This window comes from Polynucleobacter asymbioticus QLW-P1DMWA-1, from assembly GCF_000016345.1.
GTDB classification, from domain to species: domain Bacteria; phylum Pseudomonadota; class Gammaproteobacteria; order Burkholderiales; family Burkholderiaceae; genus Polynucleobacter; species Polynucleobacter asymbioticus.
In genome coordinates this window covers 233545-257911 of the sequence record NC_009379.1, presented here as the reverse complement: position 1 = coordinate 257911, position 24367 = coordinate 233545, and the positions used below count along the sequence as shown (strand labels likewise).

The 24367-nt window shown below is 44.1% G+C and carries 26 protein-coding genes; 5 read left to right on the top strand and 21 right to left on the bottom strand.

Annotated elements, in window-relative coordinates:
• Positions 1-16: 16 nt before the first annotated feature.
• A complete protein-coding gene (locus PNUC_RS01365; RefSeq protein ID WP_201721416.1) occupies positions 17-1645 on the top strand; it encodes a TolC family protein in 1629 nt (542 codons plus the stop codon).
• Positions 1646-1667: 22 nt separating this feature from the next.
• Here the strand turns inward: PNUC_RS01365 and waaC are convergent, their stop codons facing one another.
• From waaC to PNUC_RS01335, 6 genes are read right to left on the bottom strand one after another with little or no spacing between them, the layout of a single operon-like run.
• A complete protein-coding gene (gene waaC / locus PNUC_RS01360; protein ID WP_011902103.1) occupies positions 1668-2696 on the bottom strand; it encodes a lipopolysaccharide heptosyltransferase I in 1029 nt (342 codons plus the stop codon).
• Position 2697: 1 nt separating this feature from the next.
• On the bottom strand, positions 2698-3252 hold the full coding sequence (rfbC, locus tag PNUC_RS01355) for a dTDP-4-dehydrorhamnose 3,5-epimerase (protein WP_011902102.1): 555 nt from the start codon (positions 3250-3252) through the stop codon (positions 2698-2700).
• A complete protein-coding gene (gene rfbA, locus PNUC_RS01350) occupies positions 3249-4178 on the bottom strand; it encodes a glucose-1-phosphate thymidylyltransferase RfbA (RefSeq protein ID WP_011902101.1) in 930 nt (309 codons plus the stop codon). Before rfbA ends, rfbC begins: the two co-directional genes overlap by 4 nt.
• Positions 4179-4204: 26 nt before the next feature.
• The gene (gene rfbD / locus PNUC_RS01345; RefSeq protein WP_011902100.1) at positions 4205-5164 is read right to left on the bottom strand and encodes a dTDP-4-dehydrorhamnose reductase; all 960 of its coding nucleotides are present in this window, start codon (positions 5162-5164) and stop codon (positions 4205-4207) included.
• Position 5165: 1 nt separating this feature from the next.
• Positions 5166-6224: a dTDP-glucose 4,6-dehydratase gene (gene rfbB / locus PNUC_RS01340; RefSeq protein WP_011902099.1), complete on the bottom strand. Its 1059-nt coding sequence runs from the start codon at positions 6222-6224 to the stop codon at positions 5166-5168.
• Positions 6225-6267: 43 nt separating this feature from the next.
• Positions 6268-7035, bottom strand: coding sequence for a glycosyltransferase family 2 protein (locus PNUC_RS01335; protein ID WP_011902098.1), 768 nt, complete (start codon positions 7033-7035; stop codon positions 6268-6270).
• Positions 7036-7057: 22 nt separating this feature from the next.
• Here PNUC_RS01335 and PNUC_RS01330 point away from each other — a divergent pair, with 22 nt between their 5' ends.
• Complete coding sequence (locus PNUC_RS01330) at positions 7058-8002, top strand: glycosyltransferase family 10 domain-containing protein (RefSeq protein WP_011902097.1); 945 nt, start codon at positions 7058-7060, stop codon at positions 8000-8002.
• Between the two features lie 3 nt (positions 8003-8005).
• On the top strand, positions 8006-9064 hold the full coding sequence (locus tag PNUC_RS01325; RefSeq protein WP_011902096.1) for a hypothetical protein: 1059 nt from the start codon (positions 8006-8008) through the stop codon (positions 9062-9064).
• Positions 9065-9075: 11 nt separating this feature from the next.
• Here the strand turns inward: PNUC_RS01325 and PNUC_RS01320 are convergent, their stop codons facing one another.
• From PNUC_RS01320 to PNUC_RS01285, 8 genes are all read right to left on the bottom strand, one after another.
• Positions 9076-9795 carry a glycosyltransferase family 25 protein gene (locus PNUC_RS01320; protein ID WP_011902095.1) on the bottom strand — a complete coding sequence of 240 codons (720 nt, stop codon included), beginning with the start codon at positions 9793-9795 and terminating at the stop codon, positions 9076-9078.
• On the bottom strand, positions 9796-10707 hold the full coding sequence (locus PNUC_RS01315; protein ID WP_011902094.1) for a DUF6492 family protein: 912 nt from the start codon (positions 10705-10707) through the stop codon (positions 9796-9798). It abuts the gene before it with no gap.
• A gap of 5 nt (positions 10708-10712) precedes the next feature.
• On the bottom strand, positions 10713-12065 hold the full coding sequence (locus PNUC_RS01310) for a glycosyltransferase family protein (RefSeq protein WP_227717083.1): 1353 nt from the start codon (positions 12063-12065) through the stop codon (positions 10713-10715).
• Between the two features lie 12 nt (positions 12066-12077).
• A complete protein-coding gene (locus tag PNUC_RS01305) occupies positions 12078-13058 on the bottom strand; it encodes an aspartate carbamoyltransferase catalytic subunit (RefSeq protein WP_011902092.1) in 981 nt (326 codons plus the stop codon).
• Positions 13055-13558 (bottom strand): bifunctional pyr operon transcriptional regulator/uracil phosphoribosyltransferase PyrR, encoded by a 504-nt coding sequence (gene pyrR / locus PNUC_RS01300; RefSeq protein WP_011902091.1) that lies wholly within the window; start codon positions 13556-13558, stop codon positions 13055-13057. The genes PNUC_RS01305 and pyrR overlap by 4 nt, the downstream gene beginning before the upstream one ends.
• A gap of 16 nt (positions 13559-13574) precedes the next feature.
• Complete coding sequence (ruvX, locus tag PNUC_RS01295; protein ID WP_011902090.1) at positions 13575-13991, bottom strand: Holliday junction resolvase RuvX; 417 nt, start codon at positions 13989-13991, stop codon at positions 13575-13577.
• On the bottom strand, positions 13984-14523 hold the full coding sequence (locus PNUC_RS01290; RefSeq protein ID WP_048812195.1) for a YqgE/AlgH family protein: 540 nt from the start codon (positions 14521-14523) through the stop codon (positions 13984-13986). Before PNUC_RS01290 ends, ruvX begins: the two co-directional genes overlap by 8 nt.
• Positions 14524-14638: 115 nt before the next feature.
• Positions 14639-15457: a YdcF family protein gene (locus tag PNUC_RS01285; protein ID WP_011902088.1), complete on the bottom strand. Its 819-nt coding sequence runs from the start codon at positions 15455-15457 to the stop codon at positions 14639-14641.
• 76 nt (positions 15458-15533) lie between these two features.
• Here PNUC_RS01285 and PNUC_RS01280 point away from each other — a divergent pair, with 76 nt between their 5' ends.
• On the top strand, positions 15534-17012 hold the full coding sequence (locus tag PNUC_RS01280) for a cryptochrome/photolyase family protein (RefSeq protein WP_011902087.1): 1479 nt from the start codon (positions 15534-15536) through the stop codon (positions 17010-17012).
• Between the two features lie 33 nt (positions 17013-17045).
• Positions 17046-17885 (top strand): symmetrical bis(5'-nucleosyl)-tetraphosphatase, encoded by an 840-nt coding sequence (locus tag PNUC_RS01275; RefSeq protein ID WP_011902086.1) that lies wholly within the window; start codon positions 17046-17048, stop codon positions 17883-17885.
• Between the two features lie 16 nt (positions 17886-17901).
• Here PNUC_RS01275 and hemL read toward each other — a convergent pair whose 3' ends face one another.
• The 7 genes from hemL to PNUC_RS01240 are packed head-to-tail and all read right to left on the bottom strand — an operon-like array spanning position 17902 to position 24359.
• Positions 17902-19206: a glutamate-1-semialdehyde 2,1-aminomutase gene (hemL, locus tag PNUC_RS01270; RefSeq protein ID WP_011902085.1), complete on the bottom strand. Its 1305-nt coding sequence runs from the start codon at positions 19204-19206 to the stop codon at positions 17902-17904.
• Between the two features lie 12 nt (positions 19207-19218).
• Positions 19219-19389 (bottom strand): rubredoxin, encoded by a 171-nt coding sequence (locus tag PNUC_RS01265; protein WP_011902084.1) that lies wholly within the window; start codon positions 19387-19389, stop codon positions 19219-19221.
• Between the two features lie 56 nt (positions 19390-19445).
• Positions 19446-20903, bottom strand: a complete 1458-nt coding sequence (locus tag PNUC_RS01260) for a THUMP domain-containing class I SAM-dependent RNA methyltransferase (RefSeq protein ID WP_011902083.1) — start codon at positions 20901-20903, stop codon at positions 19446-19448.
• Positions 20904-20949: 46 nt separating this feature from the next.
• The gene (locus PNUC_RS01255; protein ID WP_011902082.1) at positions 20950-21375 is read right to left on the bottom strand and encodes a CopD family protein; all 426 of its coding nucleotides are present in this window, start codon (positions 21373-21375) and stop codon (positions 20950-20952) included.
• A gap of 43 nt (positions 21376-21418) precedes the next feature.
• Positions 21419-22708, bottom strand: a complete 1290-nt coding sequence (locus PNUC_RS01250; protein WP_011902081.1) for a glutamate-5-semialdehyde dehydrogenase — start codon at positions 22706-22708, stop codon at positions 21419-21421.
• A gap of 46 nt (positions 22709-22754) precedes the next feature.
• Positions 22755-23816, bottom strand: a complete 1062-nt coding sequence (gene holA, locus PNUC_RS01245) for a DNA polymerase III subunit delta (protein ID WP_011902080.1) — start codon at positions 23814-23816, stop codon at positions 22755-22757.
• Between the two features lie 15 nt (positions 23817-23831).
• Positions 23832-24359: an LPS-assembly lipoprotein LptE gene (locus PNUC_RS01240; RefSeq protein WP_011902079.1), complete on the bottom strand. Its 528-nt coding sequence runs from the start codon at positions 24357-24359 to the stop codon at positions 23832-23834.
• Positions 24360-24367 lie beyond the last annotated feature (8 nt).

Here is a 24367-nt window from a genome sequence, read left to right as displayed (position 1 = left end):
GGCACCTTAAAAGTAGATGAATTTGATGACCCCAGCCCGTTTTCGCCACTCCAGACTAACCATCTTTGGTTTGCTCCTGAGTCAGGCGCTCGGCCTCAATTCTTGGTATTCGAATGCTTTGGCCCAGACCCCTACTGGAGCAGCTAGATCAGCCTTGCCCAGCCTGGTTAGCCCATCTTCATTAACCGGTCTAGATCAGCCCCCGCAGATTGCACCCTTACCCAAGCAAGCGCTTCCGAGCCAAGATGCGCCTTCTTACCTGGGTAATGGCAAACAAAACAGCCAAGGGCAGTTAACCGATTTAATTGCCTTGTATCAAGATGCTGCCTTTAGTGATCCAGTTCTCACTGCGGCTCGCTTTAATTATCAAGCTAGTAAAGAGTTGTATTGGCAAGGTCTGTCTCTTTTACTTCCTCAGGCTATAGCTACGCCAGGAGCCACGCGCTACTACCAACATGGCGCAGGTACTACTGTTGTCTCGACTGGGCCAGGTAACTCCCGAGTATTTGACCAAAAGAGTTACACCGTCACACTTACTCAACCCGTGTTCAATGTAGGTGCATTAGAAGCTTTCAAACAAGGTGATCTGAATACCAAGATTGCTGATATGAATTTCTTTCAAGCTCAGCAAGATCTGATCTTAAGAGTGTCACAAGCGTATTTTGATGCTTTGACGAGCCAAGACAATGTGACTTTATATCGCAACAAGAAAGACCTGATTAAGCAGCAATTAGATGTGGCTCAAGCAAAATTCGATGCCGGCCTCGCAACGATTGTGGATGTGAATACCGCTCAAGCCAGCTATGACCTTACTGTGTCGCAAGAGATTGCAGCACAAGCTGATTTGGTTGTGAAGAAAGGGATTTTGGAGCAGCTGGTTGGACATCCAGTTGGGCCGCTAAAGCCATTGGTTAAGCAAGCAAAGATTGATGGTGTTCTCAAGGATCCACGCAGCAAAAGCAAAGACAACAAGACTACTCCTTTGGTAGAAAGCGTTAATCCACAGCTACCTCCAGGGCAAACATTGGAAGACTGGATTAACCAAACTGAAGCGGCTAATTTCAAGGTATTGGCGAGCCAACTATCGGTGAGTCTTGCCGAAAGTACTTATCGCGCCTCTATGGCTCTCAACTACCCCTCGTTAAACTTAGTAGGTACTTCGGGCTATAACACCTCTAATGGCACGCCAAATAGCTACACCCCTTCCCAAACCAATGTGTACAACAATACCTTGGGTTTACAACTGAGCATCCCATTGGTTTCTGGTGGCTACAACACCTCAGTTATCCGTCAAAACTCTGCATTAGTCGATAGCGCTAAAGCAAACTATGACAATGCAAGACGCACGGCAGCACAAAATACCAGGGCGGCATTTACTGGATTTTATGGTGGCCTAGCGAGCGTTAAAGCATTTGAGGCGGCTGAGAGATCATCTGAATCTGCTGTTGAATCTAGTAGACTAGGATTTCAGGTGGGGACCTTGATTAATATTGATGTATTAATTGCAGTAGATACTTTGTTCACTACCCGCTCTCAGCTTCAGCAAGCCCGTTACAACACCATTCTCAATGCGCTGCGCCTCAAAGCAAGTGCCTCTACTTTGACCGATGAGGATTTGCTAGCCATCAACTCTTTGATGCGCTAAATCATTTCTATAGTTGTAAAGATTACTGCAGCAACTCTGTAGCAGCGGCTAAAACCACAGCACCTGATGGGGGATCCTGAATATCACCCACATTACGAATGTGGTTTGACCAATACCCTTCAGTTTTCCAACGTGGTGAATCGCAATAAATTTCAATGGTTGGCTTATTCATTACCGCCGCTAAATGTGTAAGGCCTGTATCTACCCCAACCACTAAAGCTGCATTCCCAACAATCAAAAAGGCTTCTTGCACGGAAAATGGTTTGGGAACCATGGCGCCTTTTATTTTGCTTGCCAGCTCATTACTCACCACTTTCTCACTAGCATTACCCCATGGAAGAATGACCTGATAACCTTGGCCGGCCAACTCATTCCCCAAGTAAATCCAGTTCTCGTTAGACCAGCGTTTTGCCTCTCGCGCAGTCGAATGAAAGAAAAGAATATAGGGCGATTTAAAGTTCGAGGGTGATTGGTGTAAGACTGCATCAACGTAGCTCGACGGATAAAACTGGGCTCGCTCATCACGATTGATTAATGGCCAATTTAGTGCGGAACAGAGAACATAACGAGAGCGGTCTACTGCATGACACTGAAATGGCACCTGTACAGACTGGTTGTAAAACAACCTGGCTAGTGGTTCATAACCCGAATACTCAGTAGCATTCGCCAGGCCAGCAACTACTGCGTCGGATGTCTTTTTGGCTAGCGCGCAAACAAAAGCGGACTTTAATAAGCCTTGGGTTTCGATAACAACATCGTACGTAACCTTTTGGAGCTCTTTTTTAAAGGAAAAGAATTGCCTCCAAGAGGTCAAACTGAATAATGATTTTTTCCATCGACGTAAGCTAAAAGGAATGATTCGGTCAATCCCTTTGAAATTTCCTCGACTCAGAAGAGGTTGCAACAAATGAACGTAAGCCTCTTCAACCACCCAGTCAATTTGCGCATCTGGCAAACGAGCTCGTATGTCCCACACAATCGGTAAATTGTGAAGCACATCCCCCAAGGAGGAAAGCTTTACTAGCAGGATTTTGGGGGGCAAGCTCTTCAAATTAAAACTTTGGTGCCGCATCCCATGCAAGACCAGACATGTCTTTAGCATTCATATTGGGGTTCACACCTTCAGGTAGAGGCCATGCAATAGCCACCGTTGGATCATTCCAGACAAGGCAAGCTTCGCTTTGAGGGTGATAGTAATCCGTTGTCTTATAAAGAAACTCTGCTGTTTCTGAGAGAACTAAAAATCCATGAGCCAATCCAGGTGGAACCCATAACTGCTTATGATTTTGAGCGCTGAGTTCAATTCCAACCCATTTGCCATATGTTGGTGATTCTTTACGAATATCTACTGCCACATCAAAAACACTACCTGCTACCACTCGAACCAATTTGCCCTGAGTTTTCTCGAGCTGATAGTGCAAACCGCGCAAAGTCCATTGACGAGAAAATGAGTGGTTATCTTGAACAAAATTGACGGTTAATCCAGTAGCATCTGCAAAGTCAACGGCATTGAAAGACTCCGTAAACCAGCCACGCTCATCACCAAAGACTGTCGGCTCAATCACTAAAACATCATGAATAGCAGTCGGTGTAACTTTCAACTTCATTTATTGGCCTTCTTTGTAGAAAGTGAAATAGGCTGAGCACTATTATTTAATTCATTCACTATTTTGCTAAGGTATTGACCGTAACTATTCTTACTCAATTGGGCGGCAACCTTTTGGACGGTTTCAGCGCTAATCCAACCCTGACGATAGGCAATCTCTTCCGGACAAGCAACCATGAGGCCCTGACGTTTTTGTAGGGTGGCAATAAAACCAGCGGCATCCAATAATGAATCATGCGTACCCGTATCCAGCCAAGCAAAGCCGCGACCCATAATCTCGACACTCAATTCATTCTTTTCTAAATAGACGCGATTTACATCTGTGATTTCAAGCTCACCACGTGCGCTTGGCTTGATCGAGGCGGCAATATCGCAAACTTGATTGTCATAGAAATAAAGGCCGGTCACTGCGTAACTACTTCTTGGCTTTAATGGCTTTTCTTCAATAGAGAGTGCTTTGTAGTGTTGATCAAACTCTACGACACCATAACGTTCCGGATCGTTTACATGATAGGCAAATACCGTTGCGCCTGAAGCGCGATCGTTAGCGCTATCAAGCTGATCAACTAACTCATGGCCATAAAAAATATTATCCCCAAGCACGAGAGCACTTGGATTATTGCCAACAAAGTGTTTACCTAAAGTGAAGGCTTGTGCCAAACCGTCTGGAGATGGCTGTACGCAATACTCAATATTAAGACCCCATTGAGAGCCATCTCCCAATAGCTCAGCGAATCGCGGCGTGTCATGCGGGGTAGAAATTAACAAAATATCGCGAATACCCGCAAGCATTAAGGTAGTAAGTGGGTAATACACCATTGGCTTGTCATAGACGGGCATCAATTGCTTAGAAACAGCCTGTGTCACAGGATAGAGTCTAGTCCCAGATCCACCGGCCAAAATAATGCCCTTACGATTTACAGTCATGATAGCCCTAACTTATTTCAGAATCTTTAAATTTCGCCTCTAGAGGCAAGCCTACTTACATACTCTTGCACCATCTGTTCCCACTGCGGAAATTCTGGGCTTTGCTGAGCTTCATTATAAGATCTAGAACCACCTAGGGCTGATTGCAATTTATCGGTAGACATTCTTGAATTGGCAGGCCTAGGGGCTGGAAGTGGATATTCAGTCGCTGGAATTGGTTTAATCAAACCCGGCTGTACTTTCAGAGCAACCCCCGCCTTTATAGCCGCACTTACAGCCAAGGTCGCCAGACCATGCCAAGTGGTTTCGCCAGCAGGAACCGCGTGATAAATCCCCGAAGGAAAGTGTTTAATACTGCCATCCTGATTTAGAGTGAGGCCTAAACTCACTTGAGCCAACCACTGGGCACTAGTAGGCACACCATACTGATCTGCGATGACTTTCAGCTCTTCTCGTTCTTTAGCTAATCTCAAAATGGTTCGAATGAAATTCCCACCGTCACCATATACCCAGCTTGTTCTCAATATTGCGTATTGGCCAAGCTTACTATTGGCAAAAATTCTTGCAATACCCTCTTCGCCAGCAGCCTTGCTTTTCCCGTAGACGCCCAAAGGACTGCGTACATCATCCTCTAAATAAAATCCGTATTTTTCGCCATCAAATACATAGTCAGTTGAGTAATGCAAGAATGTTGCGCCATGCTCTGCGGCATAAGCAGCCATCAATTCTGGAGCTCTAGCATTAATAGCGTAAGCTAAATCTACTTCAGTCTCCGCCTTATCCACCGCCGTATATGCAGAGGAGTTGATGATGATATTTGGTTTGAATTTATCTAGCGTCGTGGCAATAGCTTCTGGGTTGCATAAATCACACTCAGCTCGACCCAAGAACTCTACATGGATTGGATGAGGGGGTGTTAGAGCGGAAAATACCTGCTGAAAGGCTTTGCCAAGCTGCCCATCTTTTCCAAAAACTAGCACTTTCATATTAGTTGTACTGCTTTTGCAACCAGTCACGGTATGAACCACTCACTACGCCTTCGATCCATGCTGGATTTTCGAGATACCACTGCACCGTTTTACGGATACCAGTGTCAAAGGTCTCTGCTGGACGCCAGCCTAAATCACGCTCGACTTTACTAGCATCAATCGCATAGCGACGATCGTGCCCTGGCCGATCTTTTACAAAGGTAATTTGCTCAGCATAAGATTTACCATCAGCCCTTGGTTTTAGCTGGTCTAATATTTGGCAAATTATTTTCACCACATCAATATTGGCTTTTTCATTCCAGCCGCCAATGTTATAGGTCTCTCCCAACTTGCCCTTAGCTAAAACTTCACGAATTGCAGAGCAGTGATCACCAACATACAGCCAATCTCGCACTTGCTGGCCATCACCGTAAATAGGTAAAGGCTTGCCATTGAGTGCATTCAAAATGACCAATGGGATTAATTTTTCGGGGAAATGATAAGGTCCGTAGTTATTCGAGCAATTGGTGGTCACCACAGGGAAGCTATAGGTATGAAACCAGGCGCGCACTAGATGATCAGAAGCAGCCTTTGAGGCAGAGTATGGGCTATTAGGCTCATAGGAATTGGTCTCAGTAAACGCAGGATCTGCTGCTGAGAGTGAGCCATAAACCTCATCGGTTGAAACATGATGAAAACGAAATTGCTCTTTTTCAGCACCATCTAATGAGTTCCAATATTCGCGAGCGCACTCGAGCAGATTAAAAGTACCCACAATATTGGTTTGCACAAATTCTGCCGGCCCATGAATAGAGCGATCCACGTGGCTTTCAGCCGCAAAGTTTACGATGGCTCGGGGTTTATATTGAGTTAGTAGTTTTGTTACAAGCTCTTTATCACCAATATCACCATGAATAAATACATGGCGAGCATCATCTTTGAGTGAATCGAGGGTAGCCAGGTTGCCGGCATAAGTTAATTTATCTAAATTGACTATTCCTTCAGCATTGGAGTTAGCCAACCAATCCAATACAAAATTCCCTCCAATAAAGCCAGCACCACCGGTTACTAAAATCATTTTTTTACCTTAATTCGCTCTATTAATTTTTTATCGGCTATTGTTAAAGCTTGTTCTTATTTTCTAAATAAAAAGATTCATAAGGATATTGTTTTTCATCCTCTAAAATTTGATTTACCTTCTTATCAAACATACCGCGATAACCACCCAAGAGAGTATTCTTATATTTCTGAGTCTGTAAAAAATCGCGGTTGAATTTAGAGGCTGTCCTAATACCCTTGGTATAGCCATCATCCGCTAAATCAGACTGAACATTATCAATTAAACCTATGTCCACACTTGGAATTTCTTTTTTGTATTTTTTATAAAAACGCCAGAAGAAATCACCATCTTCTTCACCTAAGCCTAAAAGGCGCTCATCAAAAAATCCGACGTCAATTAATTCTCGCTTATCCAAAATGAAATGAGAAAAGCTACCATTAATTTTAAAAGTACCCGCTTGACTTGCTAATGCAGTTTCCAGGCCATCAAAGAAACTGACGCCATTCTCAGTCTTCAGTTCCAAGTCGTCATTCAAAACGAGGGCGCGATTATGACTGGTATTCAAGGCTCCACGATTCCACATCTTGGCTAATGATTGAAAGCTAGGAAACATTGTTGGAAAAACTTGCGGGAACTGCGCAAGATAAGACAAGATGTGAGCACGATAGCCCTCATCAAAAGAACTTTTGGCTGGCCCATTGATAGTAACAATGACCTCAATATTAGGCCGCTGCGATTTGATTTGAGCCAATAAGGGTACAAAAAAAGCATCAAAGCGCTTATCAAAGGTGGTGATAACTACCGAATAGGGATCTAAATGCTCAGCCATAAAAATAAATTAGTATTAAGGAATGAGAAGTGTACGAATTTCGACAACTGGATGCCCTAGCGACTATTCGCGTGGCTTGTTTCCGATTATCGCTCAAAGTCTGGGCTATCAACTTCACTGGGTGAAGCCTACAGAGGCTGATTTACTCATATTGGGTCCCTTTTTGAACGGGGGTCGTAAGAAGCTGAGTTGGTGCCCAAAACCCTTGCGTCCTACCATGCAATCCATGATCAATCTAGTTCCAGCAAGAAATCATGAGCCCCTTAGGGTTTTCCATAGCGCAGAAAATCTTCGTCATGACACGGTGGCAAGTGATTACAGCATCACCTTTGAGCTCAATATCACCTCAAGCAATCATTTCCGACTTCCATACTGGATGGAAATGATCGATTGGTCCCATGAGGGAGTGGTCGGCAATGCAAACCCTCGTTATGGTCACCTCATGAAAATTGAGCGCCTCATGCAGCCACTTGGGGAGCGCTTTCTTGAAAAACCTAAAGCCGCCGCTTTTTTAAGTTCACACATTCGCGAGCCTCGAAAAACGCTTTTTGAAGCCGTGCAGAAAGTAATGCCCGTAACTGGATTTGGCGCTCATTTCAATCGGAATATTAAAAATCATCATCTGAGCGGTTTTTTAAAACAAGAGCTCTTGCAAGAGTTTGGCTTTAATCTTTGTCCAGAAAATGGCATGTATCCCGGCTATTACACCGAAAAAATTCCAGAAGCCTTCTTTGCGGATTGCCTTCCAATTTCCTGGACTGATGAAAATGTTAAAGTGGACTTTAACCCCAATGCTTTTATCAATCTGGCTCCGATGTCATGGTGCAATTACACACCTTTAGCTGAAATTATTAATACACCAAAACTACTCGAGGGCTATAGCTCCCAAGCCTTATTGCTTAAAGCCCCCAGCATTGAACCTTTTAAGAATTTCGTAAAGAACATTCTCGAAGACGCCTGCTCTTAAATCATGAAGATAGGCTTTCACACAAATGGTTTATCTCTAAGGGGAACTGAAATAGCCCTCTATGACTATGCTCGAAACAATCAAGATATATTAGGAAATCAATCGGTTGTTTTTTATAGAAAAAATAGTTCTGTCGAGCAATCAGTTTATGAAAAATTCTCTAAGCAATTTTCTCTGCGGCCTTATGACGGTCAAACAGAGCTGAATCACTTAATTGAGCAAGAAAAAATTGATTTAACTTATTTTATTAAGTCTGGAGAGCGTGATGACGCCATATGCGAAAGCTCTCCATCCGTTATCCATGCAGTATTTCCTACCAAGCCCGAGGAATTCCATGGTGATAAATATGCGTTTGTTTCGCAGTGGCTTTCAAAAGAATATTCAAATAATAAAATTCCTTTTGTACCCCATATGATTGAATTGCCTAACCATGATGGCAATCTTCGTAAAGAACTCAACATCCCAGAAACAGCTACCGTTCTCGGCTGGTATGGGGGCTCAGATAGCTTTAATTTGGATTTTGTCAAAAAAGAGGTGCTTGCAGCCGTTCAGAAGAGAAAAGACCTGTATTTCTTATTTATGAATATGGCACCATTTGCCCAACATGAAAGGTTGTTATTTTTACCGGGTAACTCTGACTTGATTTACAAGGTGAATTTTATTAACACCTGTGATGGAATGCTTCATGCACGGGGTATTGGCGAAAGCTTCGGCCTAGCCTGTGGTGAGTTCTCCATTAAAGGTAAACCCGTCATTACGTACGCCCTTTCACCCCAACGCAGCCACATTGAAATCCTGGGTGATAAAGCGATTCTTTATAAAGGGAGAAAAGATTTGGCGTCTATTTTTGAACACTACAGTCGTGATGTTCAAAGAGAGAAAAATTGGGATGCCTACTCACAAAATTTTTGCGCAAAAGAAATTATGCGCAAATTTGATGAGGTATTTATTCAAGGAGGGAAAAGAGAGGATATTTCTATTTCTTCGTTTGACCGCCTAATCATTCAAAAACATCGTTTCGAACGAAAGATTCGCAATCTTCAAAAAAAGCTTTACCTATAAACCACTAAAGCTTACTTAGGGAACCAGGGATTCTCAGAAAACTGACGATCTAGTGTTCGCAAAATAGATCTCTTTAACTTTGCCCACCCCTTGATGGGCAACCTCTCTGGCCTATCAGCAATCGTGCTTTGCACTCGAGTGATATCAACTGGGTATGGGCTGATAGCTAAAAATTCTACATGGTGCTTCTGATAATGCTCAAGAAAATGATCGAGAGGCTCATAAATATCATTCGAAGCAGCGATCAGTTTTTTTGCAGCGGTGGGCTTCAGAAGGTAGGCCGTCGCCCCCACCGCATCCCCCACATTCCTAACCAAACTCATTTGACCATTTTCTAAAATGCACTCCTGAGGGACATCACTTAAACCTTGAAGTCTTATCGCATCCCAATCATTGCATTGCGTAGATAAAAAATGTATAGCTTCTTCAAAGTGTGGCAAGAAATAAAAGTCATCTTCAAAAATAATGGTTGGAATATTTTTATCTACGCATTCTTGCCAAGCTTTTTTATGCGATAAAAAACATCCTAGTTCGTTTGGAGTCAATTCAAACCCCAATAAGGCTTTTACTTTCTCGGGCTTGTATTCCGCAGGAACTTCCACAAGGGCCGACCCCCTCACCGCATCTAAAAATCGCCATTCTAGGTGAGTTTTCCCAAGCTCAGCCCTGACCTTCTCTTGGCGAGAATCAGATCCTGCTAATGAGATAACTAAAGCTTGAATATCAGACATTTACAAATAACTTTGAAGTTGACGAAGAGTGCGTTTAATATTTTTTAAGATACGGGATGGCAATGATTTTTGCTTTTCCCCGAAGCTTAAGTTGGACTCCCAATTCGATTGGTATAGAACTCCAAGAAAATTTGTCTTTAACTTTTCTTCTGTCTCGCCGAGACGCTTTAACAAAAAATATTGCCAGTCATAGTGATACACCCTAAAGAGGGGCTCAATCGCCAGTAGTGGGATAGCGCGATACTTTAACAGCGCTTCTCCATAAATTAACGTTTCTGGATATTGCGGAGTCACCATATCCCATAGCGTTATGCCCTTAGGCTGTAAACACTCTCGATCCAGAGATTCCCACACTTTTGCCGACCAAATAAATGGTGCTGGAGCGCAATAAAATTCCGGTCCCACGCGACCAAATAAACCTTGTACCCTCTGGGCTTCTTCTTGCAAGTTCTGCATAACCTTTAATTGCCCACGATCCACGGACAATTGAAAGTACTCTTTATTTTGATGTAGGACTGTCAATGGCACGCCTTCAGGGGTCATAAAGTCAGCCCTACCAAATGGACGAATAAATACGCAATCGGAATCTAAGCATAAATAATTCTCAGCTAAACCTAAGCGCCAAAATTCAGACTTCACAATAGCCTGAGATAGCCCTCCGGGCATCGCTTGATATTTTTCGAATGGCGCTCTTGGGTTTGCCACTACGATATCTTCATCAGCAACCCATAGATAACCGGCATTGCCAATCGCTTGAACTAATTCTGCTTTATCAGCACGTGGAGTAGAAATATAGAAGGGTAATTTCTCAGAATTGAATTGCTCAATTGAAGATAACAATCTTTTAAGACGCAAAAAATCATTGCGATACGATTTGCAATAAAGAACTAAGTCTTTCAATTCGCTTCCCATTTCTTCTATGACTGCCACTGAATTTCAGTGAGAATTTTTCGGACTGCTTGATCAACCCCCATTGGCGATCCTAATGGCTGATGCAGTTTTTGTTGCTTCCAGTCTAACCAGATTCTCTCGAGTGCTGTAGCAATTCCTATTGCGTCACCTTCTTGACTCAGGTAAGCGCCCCGTTCCTCGAGCATTTGGTCCAACTGGGGGTTGCGATGAGTGATTCCCCAAATCGGCCTTCCTGTCCAGAGGTATTCATAGAATTTAGAGGGGATATATTCTGCGCACCACTCATCATTCCCGTGCAGCAAAATCAATACATCAGCTTCTTGCATTTTTTCAAGCACCTGCTCACGCCCAGACTTGCCTGTAATGGGGTCTTTTTCTAAGCGCCCATGAGCCAATAACACATCATTAAATCCCAAAGTTTTGATAGCTTGGATAGTCAAGGGATCTAAGGCTGCACCATAGGCATGTACTTGAATATGATCCCTTGCTACAGGGTACTTTTCTAATAGAGGGACTAATGCGTTCAAGATGGTAGACAAAGAACGATCGTTTGCCAAAGAGCCAAAATGACACAAATTTAATTTCTCTGAATATCTATGAGGCTTTTCTGCAGTTACTCCGCCCGGAGGCTCGGCGCCTGGCAACACCATAAAACCATGGGCATTTTCAGGAGTATTCAGATTAGGATTGCGAACTTTTGCATAATGCACGGCGCCATCTGTAAACCACCAGACGTGATCAGCATATTTCGTTAACTGCCGCTCTAGATAATGTCGAAAGCGCGCATCACGATTTTTGGGTTGCTCAAAACCCTGGTCATTTGGATTCTTACGGATAACCAAAGGATCATGAATTTCTGCAATCCAAGCAATTCCAGTCCATTTTTTTAACCAAAGACCTGCCAAGTGAGCAGACCAAGCGCCGCCAGTACTAAAAACTAAATCTACTTTGCCGGAGCGAACTAATCCCAAGCCATGAATAAAGGCAGGCATCGCCCAGGACCACTGACTGGAGTAACCCAGAATCAGTTTCTCCAAGCCGATAAAAGGTGCGAGAACAATGGAAACGGTTCGAGTGAGGAGCTTATAAATAAAACCGCGACCATATTGATTAGCAATCCAGTGCCGAAAATCAAACCTAAATGCTGCTGGGCCCCACGCCAAAAAACGGCGATGCGGAAAACGTTGATCCTGAATACCGGTGATTGCGCTAAATACAATCGGCTGAATACCAGCTTCTAATAAATAAGGAATCTTGTCAGTAATGGTCTGGCTAGACGCCCTGCCATCCATATTGAATCCATGTGACAGAATCAACCAGGATTTTTTTTCAGACATCGGACCTTTTGTTTGACTCACGTGCAATTACTATTAATTACCAGCAACGATTGACATCACTGCCATACGAACTGCAATGCCAAATGTCACCTGATTCAAGATGACTGATTGAGGTCCATCTGCAACAACGGAATCAATTTCTACGCCACGATTCATTGGGCCAGGATGCATCACGATTGCATCAGACTTTGCCAATGCTAAGCGCGTCGGTGTCAATCCATATTGATTAAAGAACGCATCCCCTTCGGGCACTTGGCCTGCCTCCATGCGCTCCTTCTGAATACGCAGCGTCATCACAACGTCTACGTCTTTTAAGCCTTCTTCCATGCTGTGATACACCTTAACCCCCAGCATGTCGAGATCGCTTGGCAACAAGCTTTCAGGACCGATCACACGAATATCTTCACAACCTAAAGTAGTCAGGGCATGAATGTTCGACTTGGCAACACGGCTATGAACAATATCACCAACGATAGCGACTTTGAGGCCTTTGAAATTTTGCTTAAAGTGGCGCATCGTATACATATCCAACAAACCCTGTGTTGGATGCTGATGACTACCATCGCCCGCATTCACTACGTGTACATGAGTAGGTACATGATTGGCAATTTCAATGGGCGCACGCGAAACACTATGACGCACTACAAAAATATCGGCCTGCATTGCTACTAAGTTATCAATCGTGTCGAGAAGACTTTCACCTTTCGCAGTTGAGGATGTAGAAATATCTAAATTAATCACATCTGCCGATAAGCGTTTTGCTGCAATCTCGAATGTAGTTCTAGTGCGCGTAGAGTTTTCAAAAAAAAGATTAAAAACACTTTTTCCACGCAGCAGGGGAACTTTTTTAACCTCACGAGATGGATCAGTAACACTGACGAACTGCTGGGCAGTATCCAAAATATGCAAAATTTGCTCTTTTGGTAGTCCTTCTAGAGTCAGCAGATGGGTCAACTCCCCGGCTGCATTAAATTGATTCACCAAGTTAGCGCCGGCATTGTTTTCTGAGCTCATTCTGCTCGCTCCTCAAGTTGGAAACTGAATTTTCCAGCATTGTCTTTTTCTAAAACCAAAATTTGATGGTCAGGCACTTCAATGTTCTCGCCCACAAAATTGGCTACTACTGGCAACTCGCGATTTCCACGATCAGCAAGCACCATGAGTTCGACTTGCGCAGGTCGACCAAAATCAAATAATTCATTTAAGGCGGCGCGCACTGTTCTGCCGGTAAACAGAACATCATCAATCAAAATAATGTGAGCCCCATTGACATCGAAAGGTAGATGCGTAGACATTGTGCTGGCTGTTCGCAAAGCAGTCATCCCCTTTTCCGCATAATCATCCCGATGAAAAGCCACATTAATTATTCCGTAATGCTGCAAACTCAGATCTTGAGCTAAACGTTCAGCTATCCATGCACCGCCCATTGCTAGACCAGCGAGCTCAAAAGAACCCCGTTCTAATCTTGTGCGCAAAACGCCTAATAATTTGTCATACAACGGTTCAGCATTCATTCTTTAATTCCAAGCATTAATTAGATTCATTAGTATTTGGTTGCTCTGCAAAATATTGCTCCAAAATAAGCGCAGCAGAGTGGGCATCTAGATTGTCCTGCATCTTGGCATCGCCCTCCAAAATTGCAGAGGTATAGCGCTCATCAACCCAAGAAACTGGCAAGGCAAAGTGACCATGGAGCTGATTTCCAAATCGGCTAGCTTTAGCGGTCATCTCATGGGGGGTTCCATCAGGGTGAAGAGGGCGACCAACGACCAATTGATCGGGCTGCCACTCCTTTAGAAGGGAGGCAACTTCCAGAAAAAGAATCTCGCTATTGGCTGCCGCAATTGTTTTTAAAGCTTGCCCTAATTGCGTTACTGAATTTCCAACTGCAACCCCTACTCGGCGCGTTCCATAGTCAAAGGCCATCACCGTTATAGATTTAGGCATGCCCCGCCTCACCAGAGAGGTGCGACAAATCAAATCCCAGATGATTCATTGTCTTTTCATAACGCTGACTTGGTGGGGTATTGAAAATGATCTCCATCATCTGTTCGCGTGAAAGCGGAACATTCATCCAGCCATTTAAAGTAATTTCCTCTTCAAGCTGACCAGCGCTCCAGCCCGCATAACCCAAGGTCATCAAGAATTTACGTGGGCCATTTCCAATAGCGACAGCTTCGAGAACATCTTTGGAGGTAGTCATTGTCAACCCCCCTGGAATAATCAGGGAAGAGCTATAAGAGAGATTTTTATTGGATTCATGTAAGACAAACCCACGTTCAATTTGAACGGGGCCACCAAAATACACTGGCTGCTCGAGCAATGGCGCTATCTCTAACTTCAGTTCAATCTTGTCAAACAAGGTGGCTAAATCTACTTCAGTAGGTTTATTGACTACTAACCCCATTGCGCCTCTGGCATTGTGCTCAAACAAGTAAATGACTGAACCAGCAAAATTGGCATCGACCATGCCTGGCATAGCAATCAAAAATTGATTTGCTAAATGATCTGCAGAATAGGAAATCAAAGACCCGGGGTCTGAATCATAGGGGGCTTTATTGGCCGTAGACATATGGGTCTATTTTACCGAATATCTATAGTTTTCCAGTAATCCAATAAGCCAGAAGACCAACCACCTCATGAACCAATTTATGCCAGTTTTGAGTACCATCTTCCAGATCAAATGAGGTCCAATTCAAACTATTGGCAGTTTGGTAATCCACTGGAACAGGAATAACTTCAATCCCCTGCATCTGAAAGATCTTTTCAGCACGATACATATGACTAGCGGAAGTAATTAATAGCCAGGGCTGTATTGCCCCAGACTCGCTCCTCGCACCAAAGTCTTGCATCATTGGCCTTAAATACAGCACATTTTCATAGGTGTTACGAGATTGATTCTCATAATGCGCAGTCTTTTCAGTTTCTTGACTCAGGCCCTGCTCTGCAATTAGCTGTTTAAATGCGTCTGCTTCAGATAAGCCCTTTGGGTTGAGACGACCAGAGTAACCGCTGAATATAAAGGGTAAGTTGGGGTACTTTCGAATCAACTCAAGAGCTTTGGTAACCCGTTCTGCTGATGACTGCAGTGGTACCTCCCCTCGATCTAGTCCAATCATGCCGCTTTGTATGGCACCACCCAAAATAATAATTCCCCCGATATCGCTGTCTGCTATCTGAGAGAGGTTGGTTTTTGGTACCGCATTCTCAAGGGCTCTTAAAAACACTTCAGAGCTCGGTAACCAACCAACAATAAGTAGATCAAATAAGGTAAGCAGCAAAAAACGCTTACATAGATGGGGTTTTCTGAGTGATAAAAAGAGGAGGCTCAATGAAACAAAAATAATTACCCAATTGAGGGGCTCAATACAGAATTGCACTACCTTCGAAAAAATAAAAAAGATCGTATCCATAGTTAATAAAGATCTTAACTCTTTTACATGGGGTCTCTTTCAACAAATTTACTCAATTAGCCCTAATATATGGGCTATGCAAAAAGGACTTGTTTGGCTTCGTCGAGATCTTCGCCTGTATGACAATGCAGCGCTCCATTACGCCCTCAAGGAGAGTAAACAGGTTTGGGTAACCTTTATTTTTGATGAAGAGATTCTCAAGCCCCTACTCAAGGGAGAGCTAGATGCTCAGAGATTAAAACATGACCGCCGAGTCGACTTTATCTGGCAAGGTCTAGAGCAAATCGATGAGGAACTCCGCAAACAAGGAGGTGGTCTGATTGTGCGCTTTGGTAAGCCCGTCGAATGCATTCCCCAAATTGCCAAAGACCTTGGTGTTGATACCGTATTCACCAATCATGATTACGAGCCATCTGCTATTGCCCGTGATGAAGCAGTAAAGACATTGCTAGCAAAATCTGATATTCAATTTGAGAGTTTCAAAGATCAAGTCATTTTCGAGAAAAAAGAAATTTTGACCAACTCGAATACGGTTTTCTCCATCTTTACGCCTTATAAAAACAACTGGCTTAAAACCCTTCAAGAAAAAGATTTAGTGGCTTATGAATGCTCTGCAAAGCCGGGACAATTCGCTGCCATACCAAAAAAACTGGCTCAAGAAATTCCCACCTTAGAATCTATGGGCTTTTGCAAGACTGGTATAGAAGCCTATTTACCGCCGGGCGCAGAGGGTGGTCAAGCTTTTTTAGAAGACTTTCTTCCGCGGATTGATCAATACCAGGTTGGGAGAGACTTTCCTGCTATCAAGGGAGTTAGTTATCTCTCAACTCACCTACGCTTTGGCATGCTATCTATTAGAGGCTTGGTTCGCGAAGCACATCGCAGAATGTTAGCGGGCAGCATGGGTGCAACGATTTGGTTAAGCGAATTGATTTGGCGTGATTTCTATTTCATGATTTTGGCAAATCATCCACGTCTTGCAAAAGGCGCGTCTTTTAAACCCGACTACGACAATATTGTTTGGGAACAAGGCAGTGTTGCAAAGAAATTATTCGCCGCCTGGTGTGAAGGTAAGACTGGCTACCCGCTAGTCGATGCAGCTATGCATCAACTGAATCAAAGTGGCTATATGCACAATCGTCTGCGTATGGTGGTAGCTAGCTTCCTCACTAAGGACCTAGGAGTCGATTGGCGCTGGGGTGAGGCGTATTTTGCAGAACACCTCAATGACTTCGAGCTCTCATCCAATAATGGGGGATGGCAATGGGCATCTTCTTCCGGCTGTGATGCACAGCCCTATTTCCGCATCTTTAACCCCATTACTCAGTCAGAGAAGTTCGATCCTGAAGGTAAATTTATTCGTCGTTATTTACCTCAGCTCAATCATTTATCGAAAAAATCCATTCATGCGCCCTGGAAAGCTGGCCACATTGAGTTAGAGGCGGCAGGTATTACTTTGGGACGCGATTATCCACTTCCAGTTGTGGACCATGACGAAGCCCGTAAAAAAACCTTAGTGCGTTATAGCGTCGTTAAAAAAGTTACCGAGGCATAGAACCATCTCCCTCATTCGGCTTTAAGATAGCGTATGAGCAAGATCTATGCGGTGGGTGACGTTCAAGGATGTGGACCCTCTCTTAAAAACCTCGTTAAAAAGATTCCAAAAAAATCAAAACTGATTTTTTTGGGAGATTTAGTTAATCGCGGACCCGACTCACTCGGGGCACTTCGCCAACTTAAATCCCTTCAAGAGGCTGGTCGCGCCGAATGCGTTCTTGGAAACCACGATCTCCATTTGCTTGCGATTGATGCGGGCATACGAAAAACTAAAGGATTAGATACTGTTGAATCCATTTTGAAGGCTCCCGATCGTGCCGAGCTTTTGGATTGGGTCAGAAATCGTCCTCTAGCCCTGAGTAATGGAAAAGTACTGACCGTGCATGCCGGTGTTCTTCCGCAATGGGATTTACAACAAACCATTGAATGCGCTCACGAAGTAGAAAAAGTCCTTCGTGGCAAATCCTACAAACGCTTTTTAGAAAATATGTACGGGAATACGCCCAACCAATGGAGCAACTCCCTTAAAGGGTATGAGCGACTGAGAGCCATTACCAACTCACTCACCAGAATGCGTTTTTGCACTCCCAACGGAAAAATGGAGTTTGAAAGCAAGGAAGGTTTGAATGCTGCGCCCAAAGGTTACGTTCCTTGGTTCAAGGTGCCCAAACGAAAAACCCGTGACACCTTGGTTTACTTTGGCCATTGGTCAACCTTGGGGCTATTACGTGAACAAAATGTTATCGGCCTAGATACTGGCTGCGTCTGGGGTGGAAAGCTCACTGCCATGGAAATTCCAGACTCTAATAAAGACAGCAAAGATTTAGAAATCATTCAAGTGGACGGTTATGACCATCCACTCAGAATGTAAGTTCTATTTGAAATTTTTAACGCAGTTGCGGGAAGGACTTTTCTGCAGCATCAATAATCACTTGCAATACCGCATCATCATGTGCAATAGAGGTGAAACCAGCCTCATAAGCGGATGGAGCTAAATACACACCTTCATCTAACATGAGATGAAAGAATTTCTTAAAGGCATCAATATTGGTTTTGGTAACTGCCTCATAGGTGCTTGGCACAGCATCAGCAAAATAAAATCCAAACATTCCACCAACACTATCTACAGCAAATGGAATTCCTGATTTATCGGCTCCTTGCTTTAAACCCAACATTAACTTTTCTGTTTGAGCGCTTAAGCATTCATAAAATCCAGCACGAGAAACAATCTCCAAGGTCTTCAGTCCCGCAGCAACTGCTACTGGGTTGCCCGACAAAGTTCCCGCCTGATAAACATTGCCTAATGGGGCAAGTTTAGACATGATCTCTTTTTTTCCACCAAACGCAGCCATCGGCATACCACCGCCCATGACTTTGCCCAAACAGGTTAAATCAGGAACTATTCCTTGTAATGATTGAGCACCGCCCAGAGCGACTCTAAAGCCAGTCATGACTTCGTCATATATCAGAACACTACCGTATTGACTCGTTAAATCTCGTAGGGCCTTTAAAAATTCTGCTGAAGGCTTAATTAAATTCATATTGCCCGCAATGGGCTCTAAGATCACTGCTGCAATCTCATTGCCTTGCTTTTTAAACACAGCCTCAATTGCCTCTACATCGTTGTAAGGCAAGACTAAGGTGTGCTTGACCAGATCTTGAGGTACACCACCAGATGAGGGTGCATTTTGAGTCGAGTCCGCAAAGGTCAGCAAACCCGAACCTGCTTTTACTAACAAGCTATCAGCGTGTCCGTGATAACAACCTTCAAACTTAATGATTAAGTCGCGATTCGTATAACCACGCGCTAAACGTAATGCACTCATGGTCGCTTCGGTTCCACTTGAAACCATTCGGACTTGCTCAATACTGGGCACTAAGGCACAAATACGTTCTGCCAGTTCTATTTCACCTTCGGTAGGTGCACCATAACTAAAACTGGTTTCAGCTGCCTTCTGAACTGCTTCTACTACCTCAGGATTGGCATGGCCAGCAATCATGGGACCCCAAGACATAATTAAGTCGATATAACGCTTATTTTCAGCGTCCCAAAAGTAGGGGCCTTTTGCTTTAGAAATAAAACGGGGTGTACCGCCCACCTGACGAAAGGCGCGCACTGGAGAATTCACGCCACCGGGAATCGTCTTTTGCGCACGCTCAAATAAAACCTCGTTTTGATCTCGTTTTGTCACTATTTACTCCGATTAGATCGCCATCATTTCAAAATCTTCTTTGCGGGCACCGCACTCTGGGCATGTCCAATTCATTGGAACATCCTTCCAAAGTGTCCCTGGGGCAATACCTTCTTCCGGCAAGCCAGCAGCCTCATCGTAGACCCAGCCACAAATAAGACACATATAGGTTTTAAATTCCATTGCTTTACTCTCCACTCTGATGGGCTATTGAACTACTGTATTTCATTTTAAAACGCCTATTCTTTCTCAGAATCATTTGCTACAGAACGTTTGGCATGCATTTCAAATTTAAATAAACGACATTCCAAAGGACCATTAAATAATGGGGTGCGCTTAGACTCTTTAATACGTAACTGTCCTGGTAAAGCCATATCGGCAGTTAATACAAAAATATTCCACCCGCCAAATGCCTCTTTAAGATGCTGCCCAAACTGACGCAAGAACTCTACAAACTTAGGATCTTGCTCTTCTTGAGCCTGCAATTTTTTCAAAGACTCTCGACTAGATCGTTTAGCGCTTTGACGTCCTGTTTCTAGATTGAGCTCAAAACGATTTTCAGGCTCTTCAGATTCATCATATGATTCTTGAGCGTTGCGATCTTGACCGCGACCACCCTTGATAACCAAGCGCTCACCATAAGGCGGGTTTAACAGCATGACTCCAGAATCGGAGTTCACTGGGGGTCTAGAAGCTAAAGCATCAATTTGGCGAACCACTGGCTGTTCTGGTAATTGGGCTCTTTGCCAATTCCCCTTAAACATAGCAACCAGCTTCTCATTAATGTCACCACCGCTAATTCTTAAACTTTCAGCGCTCGGATATTGCTTGCGCTGAGCCAAAATTTCATTGAGCGAGCCTTCTTTTAAAGCAGCCCAACGCTTTTGCTCAGCAACCTCATTAAATGGCTTCAGTCTCTGAAAGCCAAATCCATGAACTGAAGTCACTAACGGGCGATACGCCAGACGGCTAGGTTTAGCGTCATCACCATACATTCCAGCACGAATAGCACCAGGCGGAATCGCAAGCGTCTTTTGAGCAGCCTCAATTAAAAAAGTGCCGCTTCCACACATGGGATCAAATAATATTTCGCCAGACTTCCACCCAGTAATTGACAAAATACCTGCAGCTAAGTTTTCTTTAAGGGGTGCGTCCCCTTTTTCATCACGCCAACCTCTTTTGAATAGCGCTTCACCTGAAGTATCTAAATAAATCGTCACTTGAGTAGCAGTGAGATGGGCTTGCACGCGCACATCTGGAAAAGCGGTATCAATACTGGGGCGATCGCCCGTGACATCGCGCAAACGATCCACAATCGCATCTTTTATTTTGAGTGTCGCAAAATTCAGACTCTTTAAAGGTGAGCGATGTGCTGTTACGTCGACTCGCAATGTTTGCTTAGAAGTAAACCAGTCCTCCCAAGCCAAGCCACTAGCCAGTTTATAAAGATCTTCTTCCTGCCTGTAGGGTGCTTGCGCCATTTGCAGCAATACTCGACTCGCAATACGGGAGTGCAGGTTCAAAGCCATTGCTGCTGATAAAGGTCCTGCTAAGCCAACTCCACCTGTAGGGCTTGTCGGGGTGGGGTCGATAACCCAAGCCCCCAATGCTTTGGAATCGGGGCGCTGAGCAATCTCTGCTAGCTCCTGTGCGAGCGGCACTTCTAGGCCGCCTGGGCAAACAACGAAAAATCTCATGGGGCTAACAATCTATAAAAGGAAACAAAAAAAGTCTCTGATGGGTTTAAGGCTTAAAAATGACTAAAGCAACAATCACCAGCAACAAGATGACGGGAACCTCATTAAACCAGCGATACCAGACATTGGATTTGGTATTCACACCAGCGCGAAACTTTTTCAATAAGCTCCAGCAAGCATGGTGATATCCAATTACCAAAATGACAAACAGGAGCTTGGCATGCATCCACACCTCGCCCTTACCAATGCCAAAACCCAAAAAAAGTACTAACCCCAACAATACCGCGGGGATAGCCAAAATAGTCATAAATCGAAAGAGGCGATCTGCCATACCCAAGAGACGTGCGTAGACCTCGGGATTTTTTTCCTCTGCCAAATTGACATAAATACGAGGCAGATAAAAGAGTCCAGCAAACCAAGATGTGATCAACACAATATGAAAGGTCTTTACCCAAAGATATGAATTTGTCATCGCTTATAGCTTCTTTTTATCTATTTATTTACTTGTAAATGCATTAAGTGCGAATTTCGCCATGGCCTAAGACCACATACTTTAGAGAAGTAAGGCCATCCAATCCGACTGGTCCACGAGCATGCAACTTATCGTTCGAGATTCCGATCTCAGCACCTAGCCCATACTCAAAACCATCTGCAAAACGCGTACTCGCATTGACCATCACACTAGCGCTATCGACTTCACGCAAGAAACGATCTGCCTGAGCTTTGTTATTCGTAATAATGGCGTCCGTATGTTTACTACCGTAATGCTCAATATGGTTCATGGCCTCATCTATATCCGCTACCGTCTTAATCGACAAAATAGGAGCTAAATATTCTGTCTGCCAATCTGCTTCAGTAGCATCTACTAAATTTTGAAAGCCATTCTGCTCTAGAGTTTGACGCGTCAAAGCATCTACCCTCAGCTCTACGCCTTTATCCTGATATACCTTACACAGACTTGGTAGCACCTTAGGAGCAATATCGCGATTAACCAGAAGGGTTTCCATGGCATTACAAGGTGCATACCTCTGAGTTTTCGCGTTATCGCAAACCTTGATGGCCATGGCAATATCGGCATCGGCGTCAATATAGGTATGACAGATGCCATCGAGATGCTTAATCATGGGAACACGTGCCTCCGCCATGAGCCTGGCAATTAAACTCTTGCCACCACGCGGAACAATCACATCAATGTATTGAGTCATCGTGATCATTTCACCAACTGCAGCGCGATCAGTAATGGTGACTACTTGTACCGCATCCTTGGGAAGTCCTGCTGCCGCAAGACCTTCTTGAATAATTTGCGCCAATAAAGTATTGGAATCAATCGCCTCAGACCCGCCCCGCAAAATCACTGCATTGCCAGATTTGAGGCAAAGGGCAGCTGCATCAATAGTGACGTTTGGGCGAGATTCATAAATGATGCCAATGACGCCTAAGGGCACACGCATTTGGCCAAGCTCAATTCCCGAGGCCTGTTTTTTTAATGTGCCAATCTTTCCAATAGGGTCATCTAATAAAACAATTTGCTCAAGTCCTAAAGCCATTGTTTCGATGGTCTTTGGAGTCATAGTCAGGCGATCAATAAAAGCAGCGTCCTGGCCATTTACTTTGGCGCGCTCAACATCTACCTGATTGACCTGCTGAATTTCTTCAGACTTTTGACGCACTACTTTTGCAATGTGTAGCAAAGCTTGATTCTTCTGCTCACTAGATGCGCGAGCCATGGCACGAGAAGCGCTACGAGCGCACTTGCCAATGTCTTGCATCATTTCTTTAATTGCAGAAGTCTTTTCTGTGCTCATCACTTAATTTCCATTTCACAATACTGTTCTTTAATTCTTGAATTACTTAGCGCAACAAATTCCCCACCAGGCGTAAACCATCCCAAGGGTCTGCGGGCAATTCAGCAGCAGAAAGGCCTTTCACCTGACGATCTAAGCCTGCGGCAACCTGCATAGCCCTTCTTAGTTTTAAAGGTTGAATACGCTTTAAGGCGCTTGGGTATAAACGCTCTTTATTTCCCCAAATGCGATTCGCGCGCATCAACTGTTGCATGGACTCGCCAGCATCACTAGCCATCTTTAGTTTAGATAGTAGCCTAAGCTCTTCAGTTACGCTCCACAGAATCAGCACCAGCGGCTCACCCTCACCTTTTAATCCATCCAACATGCGATTTAATCTTGGTAAATCGCCAGCAAGCATTGCTTCAGTTAGCTCAAAGACGTTATAACGCGCGACTTTCAAGATGGAAGAGCGTACTTGCTCTTCGGTTAAGGTACCACTAGGATATAGCAGGCCTAATTTCAAAATTTCTTGATGGGCAGCAATCAGATTGCCTTCAACCTGATCTGCAATGAATTCCAAAGCACGCTGACCCTCTGGTCCGCCCTCTACTTCTTGCTCTTGCTTTTTTAATCTGCCCGAAATCCAGTGAGGTAAATGGCCGCGATCCAATGAATCAATCTGTATTGCCATCCCCGCATCATCAAGAGCACTAAACCATGCGGAAGTTTTTGTTTTTCCATCTAAACGAGGCAACACAATGCATACCACCGTGTCCGGCCCATCTGATGAATTGGCCTGGGATTCCATTTGTGCTGCAAATTGTTTTAGAGCATCCGCCCCGTCACGACCAGGCTTGCCCGTTGGAATTCTGAGTTCAACCCAACGTTTATCTCCAAATAAAGACATCGTTTGGCCGGCATTTAACAAAGCGCTCCAATCAAACCCACGCTCCTGGAGTAACACTTCTCGCTCAGTAAAGCCCAATTTTTTGGCCACAGAACGCAGCTGATCCATTGCCTCCATCATAAGCAAAGGTTCATCGCCACTAAAAATATATAGAGATCCCATGACCCCACCCGCATTTAAAGATTTGAGATGTGTTTGCAGGGCATCCACTTTAACCATGCGAGTCTGTCTCTATTAAAAGGCTTTTGTTTGTGGCGCTCGCGCAGAAGCGGAAACACGACGCAAAATTTGAACAGCCAAGTCTTTGCGCATTTGCGTTAAGAATTGTGCCTGCTGAACATCGGTTGCCAACACAGTGGAGTTCGAGAAGTCCATATCCCGAGTCATATAAATTTCACTTTCAGGAACAATATCTGCACCAGATGTGTCGTAAGCTCTAAATCCAACGCGAATACTCAGGCGATAGGCAGAAACCTGTCCCGTTGATCCATAAGCTAAGATTTCGCGACCGCTTACATCATTTGTAATATCCAAAATGAGATCAGCATCTTTGGGGTTGATTGCTACCTTCGCATCCGTACCCGTCAAGATCGCAGTTTGAATATCCCCCCGTAATGGTGGTGACACACTACCAGTAATCGCTATAGCTTTAAAAGGCAAATCTACCATTCCACGGATACGAAAACCACAGGCAAGCAAACCCGCTAGAGGCACTATTGCGATAACACCCAGTAATCCACGTCGAGGTAGGTTGATATTCATCTTTTCTC